The 18992-nt window shown below is 59.8% G+C and carries 15 protein-coding genes; 2 read left to right on the top strand and 13 right to left on the bottom strand.

Annotated features, from left to right (window positions below):
* Nucleotides 1–8: 8 nt before the first annotated feature.
* The 5 genes from BLS41_RS33010 to BLS41_RS32990 all read right to left on the bottom strand — a co-directional run bounded on the left by BLS41_RS33010 (nt 9) and on the right by BLS41_RS32990 (nt 5845).
* On the bottom strand, nt 9–848 hold the full coding sequence (locus BLS41_RS33010) for a carbohydrate ABC transporter permease (RefSeq protein WP_074771978.1): 840 nt from the start codon (nt 846–848) through the stop codon (nt 9–11).
* Entirely contained in the window at nt 845–1870 is a 1026-nt protein-coding gene (locus BLS41_RS33005) for a carbohydrate ABC transporter permease (RefSeq protein ID WP_074771976.1), read from the bottom strand. Before BLS41_RS33005 ends, BLS41_RS33010 begins: the two co-directional genes overlap by 4 nt.
* A gap of 103 nt (nt 1871–1973) precedes the next feature.
* On the bottom strand, nt 1974–3221 hold the full coding sequence (locus BLS41_RS33000; RefSeq protein ID WP_074771974.1) for an ABC transporter substrate-binding protein: 1248 nt from the start codon (nt 3219–3221) through the stop codon (nt 1974–1976).
* A gap of 182 nt (nt 3222–3403) precedes the next feature.
* A complete protein-coding gene (locus tag BLS41_RS32995; RefSeq protein ID WP_074771972.1) occupies nt 3404–4480 on the bottom strand; it encodes a LacI family DNA-binding transcriptional regulator in 1077 nt (358 codons plus the stop codon).
* Nucleotides 4481–4693: 213 nt separating this feature from the next.
* On the bottom strand, nt 4694–5845 hold the full coding sequence (locus BLS41_RS32990) for a porin (protein WP_074771970.1): 1152 nt from the start codon (nt 5843–5845) through the stop codon (nt 4694–4696).
* An 899-nt stretch (nt 5846–6744) separates the two neighbouring features.
* On the opposite strand from BLS41_RS32990, the gene BLS41_RS32980 reads away from it, so the two are divergent.
* Nucleotides 6745–7038, top strand: a complete 294-nt coding sequence (locus BLS41_RS32980) for a BON domain-containing protein (protein ID WP_074771966.1) — start codon at nt 6745–6747, stop codon at nt 7036–7038.
* A 280-nt stretch (nt 7039–7318) separates the two neighbouring features.
* On the opposite strand, the gene yicI is transcribed toward BLS41_RS32980, so the two are convergent.
* From yicI to BLS41_RS32950, 6 genes are all read right to left on the bottom strand, one after another.
* Nucleotides 7319–9643 carry an alpha-xylosidase gene (gene yicI, locus BLS41_RS32975; RefSeq protein WP_074771964.1) on the bottom strand — a complete coding sequence of 775 codons (2325 nt, stop codon included), beginning with the start codon at nt 9641–9643 and terminating at the stop codon, nt 7319–7321.
* A gap of 89 nt (nt 9644–9732) precedes the next feature.
* A complete protein-coding gene (locus BLS41_RS32970) occupies nt 9733–10809 on the bottom strand; it encodes an ABC transporter ATP-binding protein (protein WP_253189867.1) in 1077 nt (358 codons plus the stop codon).
* A gap of 50 nt (nt 10810–10859) precedes the next feature.
* Nucleotides 10860–11672: a carbohydrate ABC transporter permease gene (locus BLS41_RS32965; RefSeq protein ID WP_074771960.1), complete on the bottom strand. Its 813-nt coding sequence runs from the start codon at nt 11670–11672 to the stop codon at nt 10860–10862.
* 1 nt (nt 11673) lies between these two features.
* Nucleotides 11674–12576 (bottom strand): carbohydrate ABC transporter permease, encoded by a 903-nt coding sequence (locus tag BLS41_RS32960; protein WP_074771958.1) that lies wholly within the window; start codon nt 12574–12576, stop codon nt 11674–11676.
* Between the two features lie 89 nt (nt 12577–12665).
* On the bottom strand, nt 12666–13877 hold the full coding sequence (locus BLS41_RS32955; protein ID WP_074771956.1) for an ABC transporter substrate-binding protein: 1212 nt from the start codon (nt 13875–13877) through the stop codon (nt 12666–12668).
* Nucleotides 13878–14150: 273 nt separating this feature from the next.
* Nucleotides 14151–15209, bottom strand: coding sequence for a substrate-binding domain-containing protein (locus tag BLS41_RS32950; RefSeq protein ID WP_074771954.1), 1059 nt, complete (start codon nt 15207–15209; stop codon nt 14151–14153).
* A 306-nt stretch (nt 15210–15515) separates the two neighbouring features.
* Here BLS41_RS32950 and BLS41_RS32945 point away from each other — a divergent pair, with 306 nt between their 5' ends.
* Nucleotides 15516–16700: an endo-1,4-beta-xylanase gene (locus tag BLS41_RS32945; protein WP_074771952.1), complete on the top strand. Its 1185-nt coding sequence runs from the start codon at nt 15516–15518 to the stop codon at nt 16698–16700.
* 43 nt (nt 16701–16743) lie between these two features.
* Here the strand turns inward: BLS41_RS32945 and BLS41_RS32940 are convergent, their stop codons facing one another.
* On the bottom strand, nt 16744–18309 hold the full coding sequence (locus tag BLS41_RS32940) for an alpha/beta hydrolase (protein ID WP_074771950.1): 1566 nt from the start codon (nt 18307–18309) through the stop codon (nt 16744–16746).
* Between the two features lie 458 nt (nt 18310–18767).
* Complete coding sequence (locus BLS41_RS32935) at nt 18768–18989, bottom strand: hypothetical protein (RefSeq protein ID WP_074771948.1); 222 nt, start codon at nt 18987–18989, stop codon at nt 18768–18770.
* Nucleotides 18990–18992: the final 3 nt, after the last annotated feature.

Raw genomic sequence — 18992 nt, 5'->3', positions numbered from 1 at the left:
AAACGGGATCAGGCCTTGACCGCACCGGTCGTCAGACCGTCGATCAGTCGGCGCGACGTGAAAGCGAACAGCACGAGCAGCGGTATCACGGCGACCGCCGAGCCCGCCATCACCGCGCCCCAGTCCGAATTGGTCGGGCTCTGCAAGATACGCAGCGCGAGCGGCAGCGTGTACATCGACGGCGAGCGCAGCACGACGAGCGCCGACAAAAAGTTGTTCCATGCCTGAATGAAGCTGATCAGGCCGAGCGTGCCGAGTGCCGGTCCGAGCAGCGGCAGCACCACGCTCCAGTAAATGCGGAATTCGCCGCATCCGTCGATACGCGCCGCCTCGATCAATTCCGACGGAATCGCCGACGCCACGTACTGACGCATCAGGAACACGCCGAGCGCGGCGGCCGCGCCGGGCACATACAGCGCGCGCGGCTCGTTGATCCAGCCCAGCAGGTTCATCGTCATGAAGGTCGGAATCATGCCGAGGAACGGCGGCACCAGCATCGCCGTCAATGCGACCGCGAACAGCGCCTTCTTGAAACGGAACTCGTACATCGCGAATGCGTAGCCCGCCATCGATGTGACCAGCAGCGTCAGCACCGTTTGCATCGTCGCTGTGTAGAAGCTCCAGCCGAGGTTGCGCCAGAACGGGATATGCCGCATCAGCGACGCCATGTTGTCCAGAAACGCGCTGCCGAACCACAACGGCGGCGGCATCGAGAAGATTTCCGAACTCGTGTGCGTCGCGAAGACGAACATGAAATAGAACGGCGAGAACATCAGCACCGCGCCCGCCAGCACGATCGCGTAGCCGGTATAGCGGGCCTTGTTATTCGACAGTTGCGACAGTTTCATCGCTGTCCCTCCTCGTTCATGCCGCTGCGGTGAAAGATGCGTGTGTTGAGCCACATCAGCGCGGCAATGGTGATGAACAGCAGCCACGCAATCGAACTCGCCGTACCGAAGTCGCCGTCGTGAAATGCCGTGCGGTACATGTAGACCGCCGTCGTCAGACCCGACTGACTCGTGCCCATGCCTTCATTCGGCAGCAGGATGAACGGCTCTTCAAACAGTTGCAGGCCGCCGATAATGGAGAGCGTCACCGCGAAGAAAATCATCGGCTTGATCAGCGGAATCGTGATGCGCGTGAACTGTTGCCAGCCGTTCGCGCCGTCGATTTTCGCGGCCTCGTAGAGATCCTTCGGAATGGTTTGCAGCGCCGACAGATAAAGCACCGTATTCCAGCCGACATAACGCCAGAAGATCACCACCGACACCGCCGGTTTGACGTTGGCCGGGTTATACAGCCACTCGATGCGATGCGCGGGCACGATCCAGTGAAGCCCCGGCAATTTGCCGATCTCGGCAATAGCGAGATTGATCATGCCGAAGTCGGTCGAATACAGCGACGAGAAGATCAACGCAATCGCCACACTCGACGTGATGAACGGCAGAAAATACAGCCCGACGACGAAATTGCGCCAGCGCCGGAATGCGGTCTGCAGGAAAAACGCGAGCGGCAATGCAATCAGATGTTGCGGCAGACCCGACGCGATCGCCATGTACGCCGTGTTGTACAGCGACTTCCAGTACCACGGGTCGGTCAGCGTGAACATGAAGTTCGACAGGCCCACCCACTTCATGCTGGCGAGCCCCGCTGTTGCGTCCCAGCTCTGGAACGACAGGTACAGCGAGAACAGCAGCGGAAACGCGATGAACAACGCGAACAACAGAAAGAACGGCGCGACAAACAGATAAGGCGCGACCTTCACTGGATTGACCAGCGATTTTCTGCGCGGCGCCGCGAGCGGCGGCCGCACGTCGCTCACGCGCCCTTCATGGGCGCCCGGCTCGGGTGTGGGCAGTGACAAGCTCATCAGTAGTTCCGTCCAGTCGGGCGTGGCCGGCAGGCATCGCCGGCCACGCTAGTGCAAACTTCAGCCACGGCGACGCTGCATGACAGCACGCCGTGGTGTTTCATCAACGGCGAATGCGGTGCGTGATCTGGTCTTGCGCTTCCTTCAGTGCCGTGTCGACGTCCTCGTTGTCGTCGACCACCTTGTCGAGCGCGGAGTGGACGGCTTCTTCCGCCACCTGGTCATACTTGCTGCGCTGGATTGCCGGAATGTGCGACGCTGCATCGCGCCAGATCAGACGGGCCTTTTCGTTGCCGAGGAACGCAACCGGCTCGGCGAAGAAACCGTCGTTCTGCGCGGAGAGCAGTGCGGGGAATGCGTCGATCGAACGGAACGAGGCCAGTTGCGTATCCTGGCGGGTGGTCAGGAACTTGATGAATTCCCACGACATCGCCTTTTGCGTCGCCTTCACGGGAATCGAGTAGAACGTGCCGCCGAACGATGCGTAAGAGTTGTTCGGCAGATTCGCCGCGCGCCACAGACCCTTCGTGTCCGGTGCGATCCACGACGACAGATGGCCGCCGAGCCATGCGCCCATCATCTGCGTGGCGACGGTGCCGCGCTTGAAGCTCTCGGCCCATTCGTTCGACCACGGCGTGATCTTCGCGTCGAGACCGAGGTCGCGCGCCTTCTTCGCGAGCTTGAACGCAGTGACGAAACGCGCGGACGTAACGACCGGATTGCCCGCCTTGTCGAAGTACACGCCATCGCCCTGCTTCAGATCGGCACGAATGTAGATGTCTTCGATATCGCGCGACGACGCCATCAGATACGCGCCCGTCGCCTTCTTGATCTTCACGCCCGACGCGAGATACGAGTCCCACGATTTGTTCAGATCGGCTTCGGTCACGCCGGCCTTGTCGAGAATGTCCTTGCGATAGAACAGCGTGCCCGGACCGATATCCGACGGCATGCCGACAATCGCGCCATCCTGCGTAGTGGCCTGCGCGAACGTATAGCCGATGAACTGGCTCTTGTACTGGCCCGCGTTGTACGGTGGCTTCGACAGGTCTTCAAGACCGCCGCCCGCTGCGAACCGGCCGATAAAGCCCACTTCGACCGCCATCACGTCGGGCAGATCGGAGCTGGTGGCGAGCGCGGTCGTCATTGCGTTGTGGTGATCGGCAATCGCCAGCGACGACACCTTGATGTCCACATCCGGATGGAGCTTCTTCCATGCCGGAAGCGCGTCCTTGATTTCCTGATCGAGCTTCGGGAAGACGGCGACCGTCAATGTGGTGTTCGCGTGTGCGCTGATCGCCGCGATGCTCAGCAGAACTGCGGCGGCTGGCCCTGTAAATCGGAATGTCATTTGTTTGTCTCCTGTTGAACCGTTTGTAGATTGCTGTCGGTTACTTCGTCGTTGCTTCTGGGGCTTTCCTGTTGCGACTCATCAATTACGATTTACTTTCCTTTATGCGTTTTGAAAGCGCTTTCATGGGCTTTCAAAAAAAACGCACCGAAGGGTGCATCCCGCTAACTTCTCGTCCGTGCCTACTGCTGACGCCGCGGTTTTGACCGCTTCGACACAGGTGTTGGCGCTGGCGCCGGACCTATTCGCTGCGTCGTCTCTCGTGTCACCAGCGTGAGCGGAATCGGATTCAGCGCGACGGCCTGCTTGCGGATCATCTGCACGATGCCTTGAGCCGCGAGACGGCCAATTTCATAAGTGGGCTGGCGGACCGTAGTGAGCGGCGGCGTCATGTACGACGAGGTGGGCAGATCGTCGAAGCCGACCAGCGACATATCTTCCGGCACCCGCAACCCGCGACGGAACAACGTGAGACGCGCGCCGTAGGCGGTTTGATCGTTCGCGCAGAACACGGCACTGAACGACGGCCCGCGCTCGAACAGCCGCTCCATGGCCGTGACTCCACCGGTCTCGAGATAGTCGCCCTGCTCGACCAGTTCCGCGTCGAACGGGATGCCCGCTTCTTTCAATGCGATCCGGTAACCGTCGAGACGCTCGATCGCATCTTCGTGATTCGGCGGCCCGGCGATAAACGCAATCTTGCGATGCCCCTCGCCGATCAGATGACGGGTCGCATCGCGCGCGCCCTGCAGATTGTCGATCGGCAAGCTCGCGAGAACGGCACTGTTCCGCACGGAGCGTCCGAGTACGAGCAAAGGTGCATGCCGCGAGTATTCGATCAGCGAGGTTTCGTCGAGCTGGGCATGCAGAAGAATGATGCCGTCGACACGACGCGCAATGAACTGCTCCATGCGCGACATTTCATCCTTGACGTTCCAGCGACTGCTGACGAAGAGCGGCGTAAAGCCTGGCTCATACAGTCCGTCTTCGATACCGCGCAGCCACTCCGCGTAAAACGGGCTGGACACGGTTTGCGTAAGGACGCCGATGGTGTCGGTCTTGCCGCTCGCGAGGCTTCGCGCCAGCACGTTCGGCCGATAGTTGAAACGCGCGATAGCCTGTTCCACCGCGTGCTGCTTCGCGGGCAACACACGCGCAGTGCCATTCAGAATGCGCGACACCGTACTGGGGGAAACGCCGGCTGCCCGCGCGATTTCCTCGAGTGTCACATTGGGTGGAGTTTGACCGTCGTCGTTCATGGTCCAAGAATACTGCTTTTTGAAAGCGCTTTCAAACTTGAGTTTACCCTTACTACAACAAGGACACCTGCATTACATGTGAAGTGACTACATAAAAAAGCAGCCGGTGCGACGAGGGTGGAGGATGCGTCGCACCGGCCTCTCTACGAAAGAGATGTAAGCAGTACTAGAAACACAGAGATCACTACGATTGCCGGTCAGGCAATTTGCTACTTAGAACGTGGTCATGATGCCGGCGAAGACACCTGTCTGGCTGTGACCGTAGTCCGGGTTGCTGTTGGACGACGTGCCGGTCGCCGGGTCATAGTTGTTGTTGCCGTACGGGCCGTTGCCGAGGTTGATGTTCGACGTCGAGCTGTTGTGGATGTAGCCGGCTTCCGTGTACAGGAACGTACGCTTGGACAGCGCGTAGGTTGCTGCGAGCGTGAACAGCGTCGCGTTACCGTTGCCGTTGTTCGCATTCGCATGGAAGACTGCGCCGGTCACTGCCGTTGCGCTCGTCACTTGCCATGCAGCGCCGAACCATTCGTGGTTCACGCCCGTCGGTGCGCCCACGCCAACCGGTTGCGATGCAGCGGTCACGCCCATGCTCGCGTTGGTTGCGTCAGGTGCGCTCAGGTGCTGATAGCCGGCATACAGCTTCACAGGACCGATCACGTACGTACCGCCGGCCAGAATCGAGCGCGAAGCCGAGTAGACGTTGTTGAACGAGCCGTCTGCGCCGCGCACTTCGTCATAGATCACGCGGAAGTCGCCGCTGCCGAACGTGTAGATACCTTCGACAGCATTGGTGCGGCCCTGGCCGGTCGGAACACCTGCCGAATTGACCGGTGCCGAGTTCCAGCTGGTGTTGTTCGTCAGCGAGTATTGGCCCTTCAAAACGAGGCCGCCGAGCAGGACGGGCGAATTGTACTCTGCGCCGTTGCTTGCGCTGGCCCAGTTACGGCCACGCACCAGCGTCGAGATTGCGTAACGCTGCATCAGTTGCGGGTCGGTGCCCCAGCTGTCCTGCGACAGTTCGCCAGCGCCGAGGTTACCGATCTTGAACAGACCGAAGTGGTCATTCGTGAAGCCGACAGTGGCGTGACGGCCAAACAGATTGCCCGCCGAAGCGCCGGTCATCGTATTGAGCTGCCCTTCCAACTGGAACACGGCCTTCGTGCCGCCACCCAGGTCTTCAGCGCCTTCCAACCCGAACCACGAGCAACCCCAGTTACCGCTCTCGGCTGCCCATGCATGGCCGCCAGGAATGCCGGTTTCGTACTGGATGCCGTTGTCGATACGACCGTAAAGTGTGACGCTACTCTGCGCGTGGGCCGCCGCTGCAGCTGCCATCAGGGACAATGCAATAACCGTTTTTTTCATTAGATATCCTATATTCGTTTTGGCGTCTCCGAGCCGCTCAGGACATGTACTGACTCCGCACACTCCCCGCTTGCTGAAATGTCCGCTTCACATTTCGAGGCGATTATAGGTATGGGTATCGCGTGCAGTAACGATCTTCCGTGTCAGGGAAAACGCTGTTGCTCATAGCTGTTGCGCGCGATCAAATGACGAAGTAGCAAGCGCTTCGTGACCATGAGGTCATGGTCATCTGTCTGGCAAATCCGTTTGAATCCATACATGCAAAATCGGCCCGCGGGACCTGTTTGCGCTTCCCGCTGCCGCGCGAAATGCGTGCGGTCGTTTGAACGGGTGCGAAAGTCGATTTCGATGTTGCACAAATGCAACGACGAAAGTTCTCACCTGATGTATCGGCGCTGTGCTTTTGTTGGTCTCACCGATTCGTGTTCCCGAAACGCGAAGAAGTCGCCTGCTTTGCGGGCGTCGCTAATGCGCTTCTGGCAACCTTCCAGCAAGGGTTTTTATTCGGGACTATGATTCCGCCATAGGACGCCGAATCACGAGTCGTGCCCAGCTTGAGAGCGCTGGACACAAGGCCTGGAATCGCATTGGAGGGCTTGCCTGCCTCCGGCGGATTTCACCACAAAGGTCATGACCCGATCGGCTTCGACTGGCCCGAGCCACGCCGCAAGTCCACCCCCGCGTTCCACCACGACGAACGCGCAAGCTTTTCGCGGGGCGACAACTCATCCTCCAAACGTCCCGACAGACAAAATCCCTCGACGCACCATCGAAAGAGATGGCTATGCACGACGCAGACGGGGCTTTTGTCGTTGACTTCCGCGGCCCATCCTGGAGTCCGACTGGAAGTGTCGTCGCCGGAGTTCGCCGGCAGATCTGCCTCTCTGCAAGGAGTTATTGTGAAAAAAGCTATTGCAACCACTCTCGCGTTATTGATTGCCGGCACCATTGCGCCGGTCGCCGTTGCCGACACCGATTCGTCGATGAGCGATGGGCAACTCGCGCACGCCGTCCGCGTTTCAGCGGCGCGTAGCGGCGTAAGTCTGTCTCATGTGTTTGTCTTTGCGCGCTCGGGACAGGTCACGCTGATCGGCTGGGTCCCTGAGCGCACCCAGGTCGCGCTGGCTGAACGCAGTGCCACCTCGGTGGATGGCGTGACGTCGGTAAACAACCTGCTTTCTCGTGGACGTTGAACGCAACGCAAAAAACACGCGGACGATTTTTTACCGTCCGCGTGTTTAACGTTTGCGTCTGCTGCGACGTATTGAATGTTTGCTTAGCGGATTCGCAGGCCGCGATTTCCGCTTGTCGATCTAATGGCTCGCGGGCGATATAGGTCTGCAGAATAGAGGCAAGCGAAGCGCGGCTTCTATTGCCGCGCTACGTGCGAGTCGTTGCAGCTTCCAGGCGTTGCCAGAGACTTGCGTCGCTTCGTGACGGTGACAGCAACGCCCGGATCGATCGAATACGGCTTTAAACGTGGACCGTCACGTCTCCTTCACCTGCGGGCAAAGTAATGCTCACACCTGCCTCGCCACTCTTCGTCGGCAATCCGCCGGCATCCCGCAAGCTATTCCACTGACGCAACACCAGCGGCAACGGAGCCGGCACCCCATCGCGCCGAATTCGCAACGTATCGCCTTGACGCGTCACGCTGACATGCGTGACAGCTGCGCCGCCAAGATCGCGCAACGTCACCGTAGCGGTTTTGCCGTCGCAAAGTTCGAACAGATGCAGTTCGCTTTGCTTTGCATAGTCGTAATCGGGACGCTGATTTTCAGTACCGAGTGCCAGTAGCGTGTTGGGCCGCACGAACAGCGGCAGGCTCATGAACCCGTGCCGTTCGCGCAGCCAGCGGCCGCCCTCGACCTGCTCGCCGCTGAACAGATGCGTCCAGCGTCCTGCGGGCAGATAGAAATCCACGTCGCCGACTGCGTTGAAAACCGGCGCAACCAGCAACGAATCTCCAAGCACGTATTGACGGTCCAGGTAATCGCACGCGGGATCGTCGGGAAACTCCAGCAGCATGGCGCGCAACATGGGCGTGCCGTGATCGACGGCCTGCTTTGCGGCGTCAAACAGATATGGCATCAAGCGCGATTTCCACTCGGTGAAATGCCGCACCACGTCGACCGCTTCGTCGTCGAACAACCATGGAACGCGATACGACTTGCTGCCATGCAAACGGCTGTGGCTCGACAACAATCCGAACGCGCACCAGCGCTTATAAACATCGGCTGGCGCGGTGTGCTCGAAGCCGCCAATATCGTGGCTCCAGAAGCCGAAGCCGCTGAGTCCAAGCGACAGGCCGCCGCGCAACGTCTCCGCCATCGATTCGTAAGTCGCGCTGCAATCGCCACCCCAATGCACCGGCAATTGCTGGCTGCCGACCGTGCCCGAGCGCGCGAACACAACAGCTTCGCCTTCGCCGCGCACTTCTCGCAATACGTCGAACACCACCTTGTTGTACAGGTAGCTATAGTAGTTGTGCATCTTCTGCGGATCGGAGCCGTCGTGGTACACGACGTCGGTCGGAATCCGCTCGCCGAAATCGGTCTTGAAACAGTCCACGCCCATTTCCAGCAGGCGTCGCAAATGTCCCGCATACCATTGCGCAGCAGCCGGATTCGTGAAGTCGACAATGCCCTGGCCAGGTTGCCAGCGGTTCCACTGCCACACGTCACCATTCGGCTTGCGCAACAAATAGCCTTTCTCCATGCCTTCCGCAAACAGCGGCGACGGCTGCGCGATATACGGGTTGATCCACAAGCAGATCTTCAGACCACGCGCCTTGAGCCGTGCCAGCATCGCCCGCGGATCAGGGAACGTCTCACGGTTCCACTCGAAGTCGCACCAGTGGAAAGCCTTCATCCAGAAACAGTCGAAATGGAATACGTGCAACGGAATGCCACGCTCCGCCATACCGTCGATGAAATGATTCACCGTGGCTTCGTCGTAATTCGTCGTGAACGACGTGGTGAGCCACAGACCGAACGACCACGCCGGTGGTAGCGCGGGACGGCCGGTCAGACGCGTGAAGCGCTCCAGCACTTCCTTCGGCGTCGGCCCGTCGATCACGTAGTACTCCAGTTTTTCACCGGCGACGCTGAATTGCATCTTCGCCACTTTTTCGCTGGCTATCTCAAACGAGACGTTTTCGGGGTGATTCACCAGCACGCCGTACCCGCGATTGGTCAAGTAGAACGGCACGTTTTTATAGGCCTGTTCGGTGCCCGTACCGCCATCGCGATTCCAGCTCTCGACCACCTGCCCGTTCTTCACGAACGCGGTAAAGCGCTCGCCCAGTCCATAAACGTTTTCGCCGACACCGAGATCGAGCCGCTCGAACATGAACGGCGCGTCGCCCTGATTTGCATCGCTGACATGACCCGCGCCGCGAAAGCCGCTACCTGTAATGCGTTGACCGTCGCGCAGAAAATCTACTGACCAATCGCCCGACTTTGCAATGCGTACGCTGAGAGAGCCGCTGGTGAGCGTGGCTTCGTCGTCGGTATTGCGCGTGGTGACAGGCCCATCTACGCGATTGAGCTGGAAATGTGGGCCGATATCTCGCGTGCCACGAAAATGTTCGACCTTCACGCCAATCACGCCGCTTTGCGGCGAAAAGAAACGCCACGTGAGCAAGCCGGTATCGAGTTGCCGCTCGCGGCTCGATACGTCGCGCGGCGCGGCGTGAACGAGTAGTTCGTCACCGAGCGCTTCCACACTGTGCAGTGCAGCCGAGTACAGCACATTCAGGCCGTCGCGGATCAACCAGTTGCCATCGCTGATTTTCATACAAGCTTTCTCATAGCGTGTTGATACCCGCTCCGCCGGGCGGCGGAACGAAACTCAATGGAGTGCCTAAGTTAAGACGTATTCGGTGCCTACAGCGCCTGCTCCGTCTTCCGGTCGAAGACGTGAATGTGGTCGCTGGCGATGTCGAGACTCACAGCCTCGCCACTTCGTATGGCCGAAACGCCCGCATGCGAAACCAGCACGAGCGATTCGACACCGTCGACACGAAGGGACGCAAAGGTCATCGACCCCGTCGTTTCCACGCTGTCGATCACGGCGCTGAAGCCTCTGCCACCAGCATGAATATGCAGATGCTCGGGACGCAAACCGAGCCACACTGCAGTGCCCGCAGGCAGCCTACGGCCAGGGCCGAGGTCGAGCGTCTGCGGCTGCGCGCCGCCGAACTGCGCGCGACGGCCATCGGGGCCGATCACGGCTTCGATGAAGTTCATCGATGGCGAGCCGATAAAGCCTGCAACAAACTTGTTCGCCGGACGGTGATACAGGTCCAGCGGTGCGCCCTGCTGTTCGACCTGCCCCGCGCGCAACACGACGACATGATCGGCCATCGTCATTGCTTCGATCTGGTCGTGCGTAACGTACACCGACGTCGCCTTGAGCCGCTCATGCAGCTTGCGAATTTCGGATCGCATATGCACGCGCAGCGCGGCATCGAGATTGGACAACGGTTCGTCGAAAAGAAACACCTTGGGATTGCGCACGATTGCGCGTCCCATTGCGACCCGCTGCCGCTGTCCGCCCGACAGTTGACGCGGCATGCGTGCGAGCAGATGCTCCAGCCCCAGCGTGCGCGCCACTCCATCGATGCATTCGCGAATCGCCTGCGGCGCAGTGCCTCTTAACCGCAGCGAATACGACATATTCTTCTCGATGTTCATATGCGGATATAGCGCATAGCTCTGGAACACCATCGCGACGTCGCGCTTACGCGGCGGCATGTCGTTCACCACCTTGCCGTCGATCCGCAACGTGCCGCCGGTACTCCGTTCGAGTCCGGCAATCGTGCGCAGCAAGGTCGACTTGCCACACCCCGATGGCCCGATCAGCGCGACAAAACATCCTTCCGGCACGCGGATATCGATGTCTTTCAACACCTGCACGGGTCCGTAACTCTTGCTCAGACGCTCGATCTGAATTCGATCCACAGCGATTCTCCGGCCGGTATTCACCGGCAAATACATAGGCGTGACTTGAGTTACTTGAGCGCGCCAGCGGTCAGGCCGGCGACGATCCTGCGTTGCAACAACATGAACGCGACCAGGATCGGCGTGACGAAAATGGCCGAGTAGGTCATGATGCCGATCCAGTCGATCCTGGTCGCACCGACGAACGCGGACAACCCCACCGTCGCGGTCTGATACTGGTCGTCGAGAATCAGCGAACGGGCGTACACATACTCGCCGAACGATTGCAGGAACACCAGAATCGCCGACACGAGAATGCCGTTCACGGCGAGCGGCAAGATCACGCCGAAGAACGCGCGCATCGGCGACGCACCATCGACCAGCGCGGCATCGCGCAACTCACGCGGCACCTGCACGAAGCTCGGACGGCACAGCACGATGTAGAACGGCAACGTCTTCGTGATCTGCGCGATCACTACCGCAAGGCGCGGCGTCTCCAGCAACCCGAGCGCCTTGAACGCGGTGAAGATCGGCGTCACCATCAGGCTCGAAGGGAGTGCCTGCAAAACCAGTACCGTGAAAATCGCAAAGCTGGTCCAGCGGTTCTGCACGAAGGCCAGCGCATAAGCGGCACCTGTACCGACGAAAACCGTCACGGCCACCGTGCCGCATGCGGTCACGAGCGAATTCCACAGGAAGTTGCCCATGCCCCGCTCGGTGAACACCTGCCACAAATGCGATTCGGGATGCTGCGGCCAGAACGTCGGCGGATACTGGAACATCTCGCTGGCGCTCTTGAACACGGTGATGTACATCCAGTACAGCGGGAACATGTAGACCGCCGTCACGCACAACGCGATCACAAAAAGGATGTAGCGCTTCATGTCAGACCATCCTTTCGTTGCGGGTCGAGCGTACGTAAATCACCGCGACCACCAGCACCAGCAACAACATCAACGTAGCGACCGCAGAGCCCGCCGACACCTCGAACGTTTGCAGCGACAACTGCCACGACCAGAACTGCGCCACTTGCGACGAGTTGGCTGGGCCGCCTTGCGTCAACGCGGCGATCAGATCGAATTGCTGCATCGTCATGATTGCGCCGAGTGCGATGACTGCGCCGAGCGTAGCCTTCATCATCGGCAGGGTGATGCCGACAAAGCGCTGCAATGGGTTCGCGCCGTCGAGTTCGGCCGCTTCATACAGATCGGCGGGAATCGCGGCAAGGCCGACCGACAACAGCAGCATGTTGAACGGCACGCCGAGCCATACGTTCGCAAGAATCACCGCGTACAGCGACCAGGCCGGGTCCGATAACCAGAAGATCTTCTCGTTCAGCAGATGCGTTTGCATCAGCACATGATTCAGCACGCCGTAATCGCCCGCGAAAATCAGTTTCCAGATCACACCGACTACTAAACCCGGCATGATCCAGCCCGCGAGAAACAGGCCACGCATTGCACTAGCAAACGGAAAATCCTGCGCAAACAGCAACGCCAGCAGAAAGCCGATGATGATCTGGAACGTCAACGACAAACCGACGAACAACACTGTATTAACGAGTACCTGGCGCGCTTCGGGCCGCCCGAACACATCGCGATAATTGGCGAGTCCGACAAATGGCCGCAACAGCGTGGCGGGCTCCATCAGGTCGACCTGCTGGAACGACAACACGATGTTGTAGATAAGCGGCAACCCCGCGAATATCAGCAGATACAGCAGTGCGAACACCGCCAGCGATATTTCAAAAGCATTGGCGCGCGGGAAGCGGCGCATTAATGTGTTCATGGCTTTGATCTGACAGGTACGGCATGGGTCAACCGGGCACCACGAAGGGCGCCCGGCAATCCCGGCACAGCGACGTGAAAACCCGTTGCTTAGTGAGCGACGCCCTGCACCGTTTGACCGGCAGTGGTCATCGCCTGAGCTGGCGCGGCCTGGTGCGTCAGTACCGATTGCATCGCGTCGGAAATCGCCTTCGAGACTTTCGGCCACTGCGGATTAGGACCGCGCGCACGGGCGTACTCCATCTGCTCGTTGAACGCCTTGTACGCTTGCGGCCATTTCGGATTCACCGTGTTGGTGTCCTTCGACGGCGGTAGCATGCCGAAATCGTTCCAGTTGCGGCCGCGCTGCGAGTACATGTATTCGAGGAACTGGAACGCGACGTCCGGATCTTTTGCGCCGCGCAGAATGGCGTGATTCTGTTCGCCGAGCGCCGACGCGCGCGCGCCGCCCGCTTTTTCTGTCGGCAGCAATGCGACTCGCCACTTGAACTTCGCGCCCTTCTCGACCGCGTTCAGTTCCCACGGACCGTCGATGTCCATCGCGGCATTGCCGTTGATGAACGTCGCCGCCGCTTCCGATTGTGTGTGCGTGAGCGTATCGGGCGATGCCACTTTCGCGTCCATCAGCTTCTGCCAGAACGTTGCCGCGCGTGCCGCACCCGGATCGTTCAGCTTGTCCCAATCGGCGCCCGTCGCCTGAATGAACGGCAGGAACTGGAACACACCTTCTTCGTTATTGATCGCAGAAAACGCGAGACCGTAGACGTTTTTCTGCGCGTTGGTCAGCTTCTTCGCGTCCGCGTACAACTCGTCCCACGTTTGCGGCGGATGGTTCGGGTCGAGTCCTGCAGCCTTGAACATGTCTTCGTTGTAGTACAGCGCGAGCGTGTTGGTGCCGCGCGGAATCGCATACACCTTGCCGTTCCAGCTTGCGTTCTTCAGCGGTCCGGGGAAGATCTGCTTCGCGTCGATCACCTTCGACTTCGCCAGATAAGGTGTGAGGTCGAGCAGCGCGTTCTTCGACGCGAACATCGCGGTATTCGGGTTATCGATCGGCACGACGTCCGGCATGCTGCCCGACATCACTGCGCGCATGGTCTCGTCATTGAGCGCGGCGAAACCTACCTTGCGGATTTGCAGATGCACGTCCGGATGCAGTTTGGCAAACTCCTGCGCCATTTTTTCGGTGTAATTGTCCGGCTCGTCCACGGCCCAGACGGACAGCGTCGCGGCGTGCAAGGCGGTGCAGGAAAGCGAGAATGCCAAACCCAATGCCGCGGACGCGGCCAGTAGCTTCTTCATGGTGTCTCCATTTTCGCGCGATCAAACCACGCTCGTCTCTGGCTCATTTTTCGAACTGCGGTTGAGCCGTCTCTCTCGGTTTTTCTGACGACGCGCGACGTTTCAGGTCGTCGGCGTCGCCGCTGTCGTTGTTTCCGGAAACGTTTCCGGAAGCCAGCGCATCTTTGCTTGTAGAACGAATAGTGTCAAGTCGGCGGCGAAAATCGCAATCGGATTTCCCGAAATACGCAATGCCGGTTGCGGTTCAAGTACGGGTTAGCCATGAGCCGTCACTTACCTTTTCCTGACGGCTTTTGACGACTCCGGCGGTAACGCGTCGCTATCACGCTCTCGCAGCGACAACGGCCAAAGCGAAGGCTCGCGCGCGTCGCCGTAGGTATCTGCGAAGTCGGGAAACTGCGCGAGCAACGATTGCGCGAGGCGTCGTCCTAACTCGTAAGCGTCGAGTGTGAAACCAGTCAGACGCGGCGCGAGGAATTCGGCAAGCTCGCCTGTCAGCACGCCACCGGAGATAGCCAGATCGCGACCCGGCGTCTTGCCGAGTTCGTAAAGCTTCCGATATGCACCGATCGCCATACAGTCGCTCTGGAACATCAATGCGGTCGGCGCCCGCGCGAGTTCCAGCAACTCCTGCGTGATCTGATAGCCGCCGCGTTCCGACAACTCGTTGCGACGTACGAAGCCCTTGGGCACTTCGAGCCCGTGCTTCGCCATTGCCTCCTGCCAGGCATGCAGATAAACGTGCGCCTGCATCGCGTCGTTATCGGGAATGCCCAGCGCGATTCGCCGATGTCCGAGCGCCACCAGCCGCGCAACACCCGCCTCGGCGGCGGATTTGAAATCAAGGTCGACCCATGCGTGCTCGCCGCCCGACTCGCTGCGGCCCAGCGCGACGAAGGGAAAATTGCGAGCCGCCACATAGTCGATCCTTTCATCGTGATGCCGGGTGCCCGCGAGGATCACCCCATCCACGTGACGACGCTCGACAATGCGGCGCAACCGGGCACATTCGTCGTCCCACGATTCGCTCGCGTACATCACAAGGTCCATGCCGTGCTGCGACAGGATGGACTGCAGGCCGTCGGCGAGCGTCATGAAAACGCCGAGCGTGTAGTTCTCTTCTTCGCGGCGCATCGGCAGCATCAGCCCGATGATGTCGAGCCTGCCCTTGCGCAGACTTTCGGCCGCCTTGTTAGGCGCATAGCCATGCCGAAGCGCTGCGGCGCGTACACGTTCGCGGGTTTCGGCACTGACTTCGTCGCTGTCGTTCAGCGCGCGCGAAATGGTCGAAACGGAAAGATTAAGCTCGCTGGCGAGCTGTCGAATGCCCATGCGTTGGTCTGACCCGATGTGTAATCCGGTCAAGCTTATCAAACTGATGCGGTTTCAATATCGGCTGCGTGCCGGACCGTTTAACGGCTTTCGGAATACGCAGCCACCTCTTTTTCCGACTTCGGCGACCTTCGGATGTAGCCCGCTCGCGCACGAATCGGCGCCTGTCGATGACACCGTGGAACGGGTCAGGTAAACCCCGCATAGCGACTGTTGCAGCGTCTGCTTAGTATCGCATGTTACCGATAACGTTACGACAGGTTAGGCGACGTATCGACAGAAAAACATACGACACGGAGACCCCGGATGCGCTTCAGATCGACCTCGACACGCCTGCTCTACCTCGCGGCCACGCTCGGTGCCGTCGCATTGACCACAGGCTGCGTGAGCACTAACGCGCCGCTCGCTCACGACGGTCCGCCGCTTGCAGCCGCACCGGCTGAAGCGACGCCGCAACTGAAAAACGTGATGGCTGCGCATTTCAAAATCGGCGCGGCGATCGAACCTGACTCGATAGAAAGTCCTAAAGACGCAGCCCTTCTCGCCGCGCAGTTCTCGAGCCTGACCGCAGAGAACAAGATGAAACCTGGCACCATCGGCGTAGCTGAAGGCCAATACAACTTCGCGCCCGCCGACGAGATAATCGCGTTCGCGCAGGCGCATGGCATTGCAGTGCGAGGTCACACGCTCGCCTGGCATTTCCGTGCGGGCGACTGGACCGAAGCGCCCGCGTGGTTCTTCGCGGGCGATCCGAAAGACCCGCATTATCACGACATCGTCGCCGCACGTCTGCGCCGGTATGTGACCGATGTGGTCACGCATTTTCGCGGCAAGGTCTATGCGTGGGACGTGGTCAACGAAGTGATCAGCGACGATCCGCATCAGGTCTATCGTGAAGACAGCCCGTGGTATCGCGCGCTGGGGAAGGACTACATCGCGATTGCGTTCCGTGCGGCGCGCGCCGCCGATCCCGACGTCAAGCTCTATATCAACGAATACAGCACCGACGACGCGAGCAAGCGCGCGAAACTACTGTCTGTAGTGCGTGAATTGCGCGCGCAGGGCGTGCCGATCGACGGCGTTGGGCATCAGATGCATATCAGCGTCAACTGGCCGCCTGTGGCGCACCTCAAGCAGGCTTTCGACGACGTGGCCGCGATGGGCCTCGAAAACCAGGTGACCGAACTCGACGTGAGTCTCTATACCGATTCAGGCGCATGCTGGAGCGATCCGCATGCGTGTTTGCCCGACCTCGGCAATCCGGTCCCGAACGACGTGATGCGCGCGCAGGCGCTGCGCTATCGGGCCGTGTTCGATCTGTTCGAACATGAGCCGAGCATCAAGGCAGTGACGTTCTGGGGTTACTCGGACAAGCACACGTGGCTGACTTCGACGCCCGCGCCGCGCAACAATCTGCCGCTGTTGTTCGATGCAAATTTGCGGCCGAAGGCAGCGTTCTGGACGATCGTCGATCCGACTTATCAGCCCTGACACTTGTGATGATGGCCCGCGATTATCGCGGGCCTTCCATCGTTCACGGCACATACGAGTCGGTTTCTTCCAGCTCGGCAGCGTCGGCGGCCTCGTCGGCAGGCTGCCCCGCAGCGGTCGCATGAGAACGTACCGGCGACTGAACCACAGGACCAGGCATCTTGCCGATCCCTTCGTCGATACGTTGCAGCAAATATGGGAAGAACGGATTCGACGCGATTCGGAACATGGAGTCGAGCGTGAGAATCAACGTGCCGCGTTCGCCGCGCGGTGCGAGTGTGCCGAGGTTTTCGTTGAAGTTTTCTTCGTCGTTCGGCGCAATGCCGTAGAGCGCATCCGTCACCGGAAACGGAATCGCGACGTGCGACAACGAGAAAATATCCTGCGGATAATCGATGTCCAACGGCTTCACCCGCACATCCACTTCTCCCGCATCGACACTGCGCTCGACCGTGTGAGCCGATTCCTGAGATGCGTTGGCGATCACCGTGGTCCGATAGTTTTGCGGACCGATACGCAGCAGACGCGATAGCGCGGTGTACGACGCTACGCGCAGGAAGGTGCGGAATCGCACGCTGCGGTTCACATCGAACAACACGACTTCGCTGCCGTTCTGCGGAAGCTGATCGTATAGAGACGACATCACGGCCGGCGTGCTGACAGTGAAATCCGTTACGGACTGGAACGTCAGCACAGGCGGCAAGTCGACCAGTCTGTTCTCACGCTGCAACCGGATGATCTGATCCTGAATGGTCCGGGTCAGCAGATACGATTGACGCGCGCCGTTCACCGGGAACGAGTTGTACTTGAACGGATTGAACTCTGGAACGACACCGAGCCACGCGGCTTTTTCGAAGGCTGGCAGGATTGCCGGGATTCCCGCGAGCCCGGCAAATCGTGCGTAACGAGTCACGCCGATCATCGGTGAAATGAGCACGACACGAGTGGGGCGGCTCAGCGCGGGATTGTCGATCGAGTCCAGTGCATATTGCAAAGCCAGCGCGCCGCCATTCGAAAAGCCGACCAGTTCCAGCGGCTTGTCGGGACCGATGCGCCGACGCGCTTCACGCACCGCCAGCCGCGTCGCCGCAGCCCAGTCGCGCCATTCGACGCTCGTCAGACCCGCCGGCACCGTGCCGTGCCCCGGCAGACGAATGCCGATAGCGACAAAGCCCCGGTCGCGATAACGGCGCGCAATGTGCCGCAAGCTGAACGGTGAATCCGTCAGGCCGTGCAGCATCACAACTGCGCCAACCGGCGGGCCCGACGGTTCGAGTATGTACGAGCGATTCCAGTCGTCCTTGAAGTGCTCGGGATAAATCGGCGCACCTTCGTAGTACCGGTTCGACGGAACACGCTCGGCGGGACTTATCTTTTCGACGACGTTGGTGCGCACGTCGTCGAAGATGCGGGCCTCCGCCTTGAGATACGTATTCCAGTCGCCGGTGTCCATTTCCTCGACTGTCAATTCGCGCGGCACGTAGGTATGCCAGACCGACAAAGCGGGTCCGCGCTGCGAATACCATGCACGCAATGCCAATGCGCCTATGGCGAGCAGGACCAGAACCAGTACGCCTATTTTTGTCACCTTCAGCAGCTTGCGTAGCATTCTTGCTCTCACAGTGAGGGGTGTGGTTTTTGTCAGCGCTCTGCGTTCATACCGTTAATCGACCTGCCACTGATGTGATCCACGAAGGCTATGAAAGTGCTTTGGATCGGTTGTGGTCACGGCACGTTGTGTCGATTGAACTCCGCTTCGACATCCTAAAGTCTTTTGGACATTCGTTCAATTTCGACGGATGGTTTGCGTGGCCGTTCAGGTTCTCCCGTCAACGTATCGACGCTAACGTAGGATGCCACATTCCGCCATGGATTGAATTGCGATGAACTGGAAGAACCGGACGAGCGGTTCTTTTAGACAGGCGCGCGGCGCGCAGCAATCAGCCACGCCCGCGTGTAAAAAGCAGATGAATTTCTGCGAAGCAACATTGCGTTGCTTCGCGTCCGGCAAGACTTACCTGACAGTGTGTAATTGACGATAACTTCCAGGCCAACTACGTGGCGACTCTATCGACGCCCACCTGCAATATTCCCAGCCACACCGCCCGCCGCGCCGCCGATGAGCGCGCCGGTCCACGCGTCGCCGCCCGCGATCGCCGCGATGCCCGCGCCGCCCGCCGCCCCGAGCGCTGCACCGCTCATCGTGCCTTGCTGCCGCGGGGTCATGTCCGTGCATCCGGCTGCAATGACCAGAGCCCCGATTGTCACGATCCATCCAAGTCGTTTCATGAT

This window comes from Paraburkholderia fungorum, assembly GCF_900099835.1.
Classification (GTDB): Bacteria; Pseudomonadota; Gammaproteobacteria; order Burkholderiales; family Burkholderiaceae; genus Paraburkholderia; species Paraburkholderia fungorum_A.
This window is presented reverse-complemented; position numbering and strand designations above follow the sequence as displayed.

Coding starts and splice junctions, on each gene's coding strand:
- BLS41_RS33010 (WP_074771978.1), bottom strand. CDS start 848: ATGAAACTGTCGCAACTGTCGAATAACAAGGCCCGCTATACCGGCTAC.
- BLS41_RS33005 (WP_074771976.1), bottom strand. CDS start 1,870: ATGAGCTTGTCACTGCCCACACCCGAGCCGGGCGCCCATGAAGGGCGC.
- BLS41_RS33000 (WP_074771974.1), bottom strand. CDS start 3,221: ATGACATTCCGATTTACAGGGCCAGCCGCCGCAGTTCTGCTGAGCATC.
- BLS41_RS32995 (WP_074771972.1), bottom strand. CDS start 4,480: ATGAACGACGACGGTCAAACTCCACCCAATGTGACACTCGAGGAAATC.
- BLS41_RS32990 (WP_074771970.1), bottom strand. CDS start 5,845: ATGAAAAAAACGGTTATTGCATTGTCCCTGATGGCAGCTGCAGCGGCG.
- yicI (WP_074771964.1), bottom strand. CDS start 9,643: ATGAAAATCAGCGATGGCAACTGGTTGATCCGCGACGGCCTGAATGTG.
- BLS41_RS32965 (WP_074771960.1), bottom strand. CDS start 11,672: ATGAAGCGCTACATCCTTTTTGTGATCGCGTTGTGCGTGACGGCGGTC.
- BLS41_RS32960 (WP_074771958.1), bottom strand. CDS start 12,576: ATGAACACATTAATGCGCCGCTTCCCGCGCGCCAATGCTTTTGAAATA.
- BLS41_RS32955 (WP_074771956.1), bottom strand. CDS start 13,877: ATGAAGAAGCTACTGGCCGCGTCCGCGGCATTGGGTTTGGCATTCTCG.
- BLS41_RS32950 (WP_074771954.1), bottom strand. CDS start 15,209: ATGGGCATTCGACAGCTCGCCAGCGAGCTTAATCTTTCCGTTTCGACC.
- BLS41_RS32945 (WP_074771952.1), top strand. CDS start 15,516: ATGCGCTTCAGATCGACCTCGACACGCCTGCTCTACCTCGCGGCCACG.
- BLS41_RS32940 (WP_074771950.1), bottom strand. CDS start 18,309: ATGCTACGCAAGCTGCTGAAGGTGACAAAAATAGGCGTACTGGTTCTG.
- BLS41_RS32935 (WP_074771948.1), bottom strand. CDS start 18,989: ATGAAACGACTTGGATGGATCGTGACAATCGGGGCTCTGGTCATTGCA.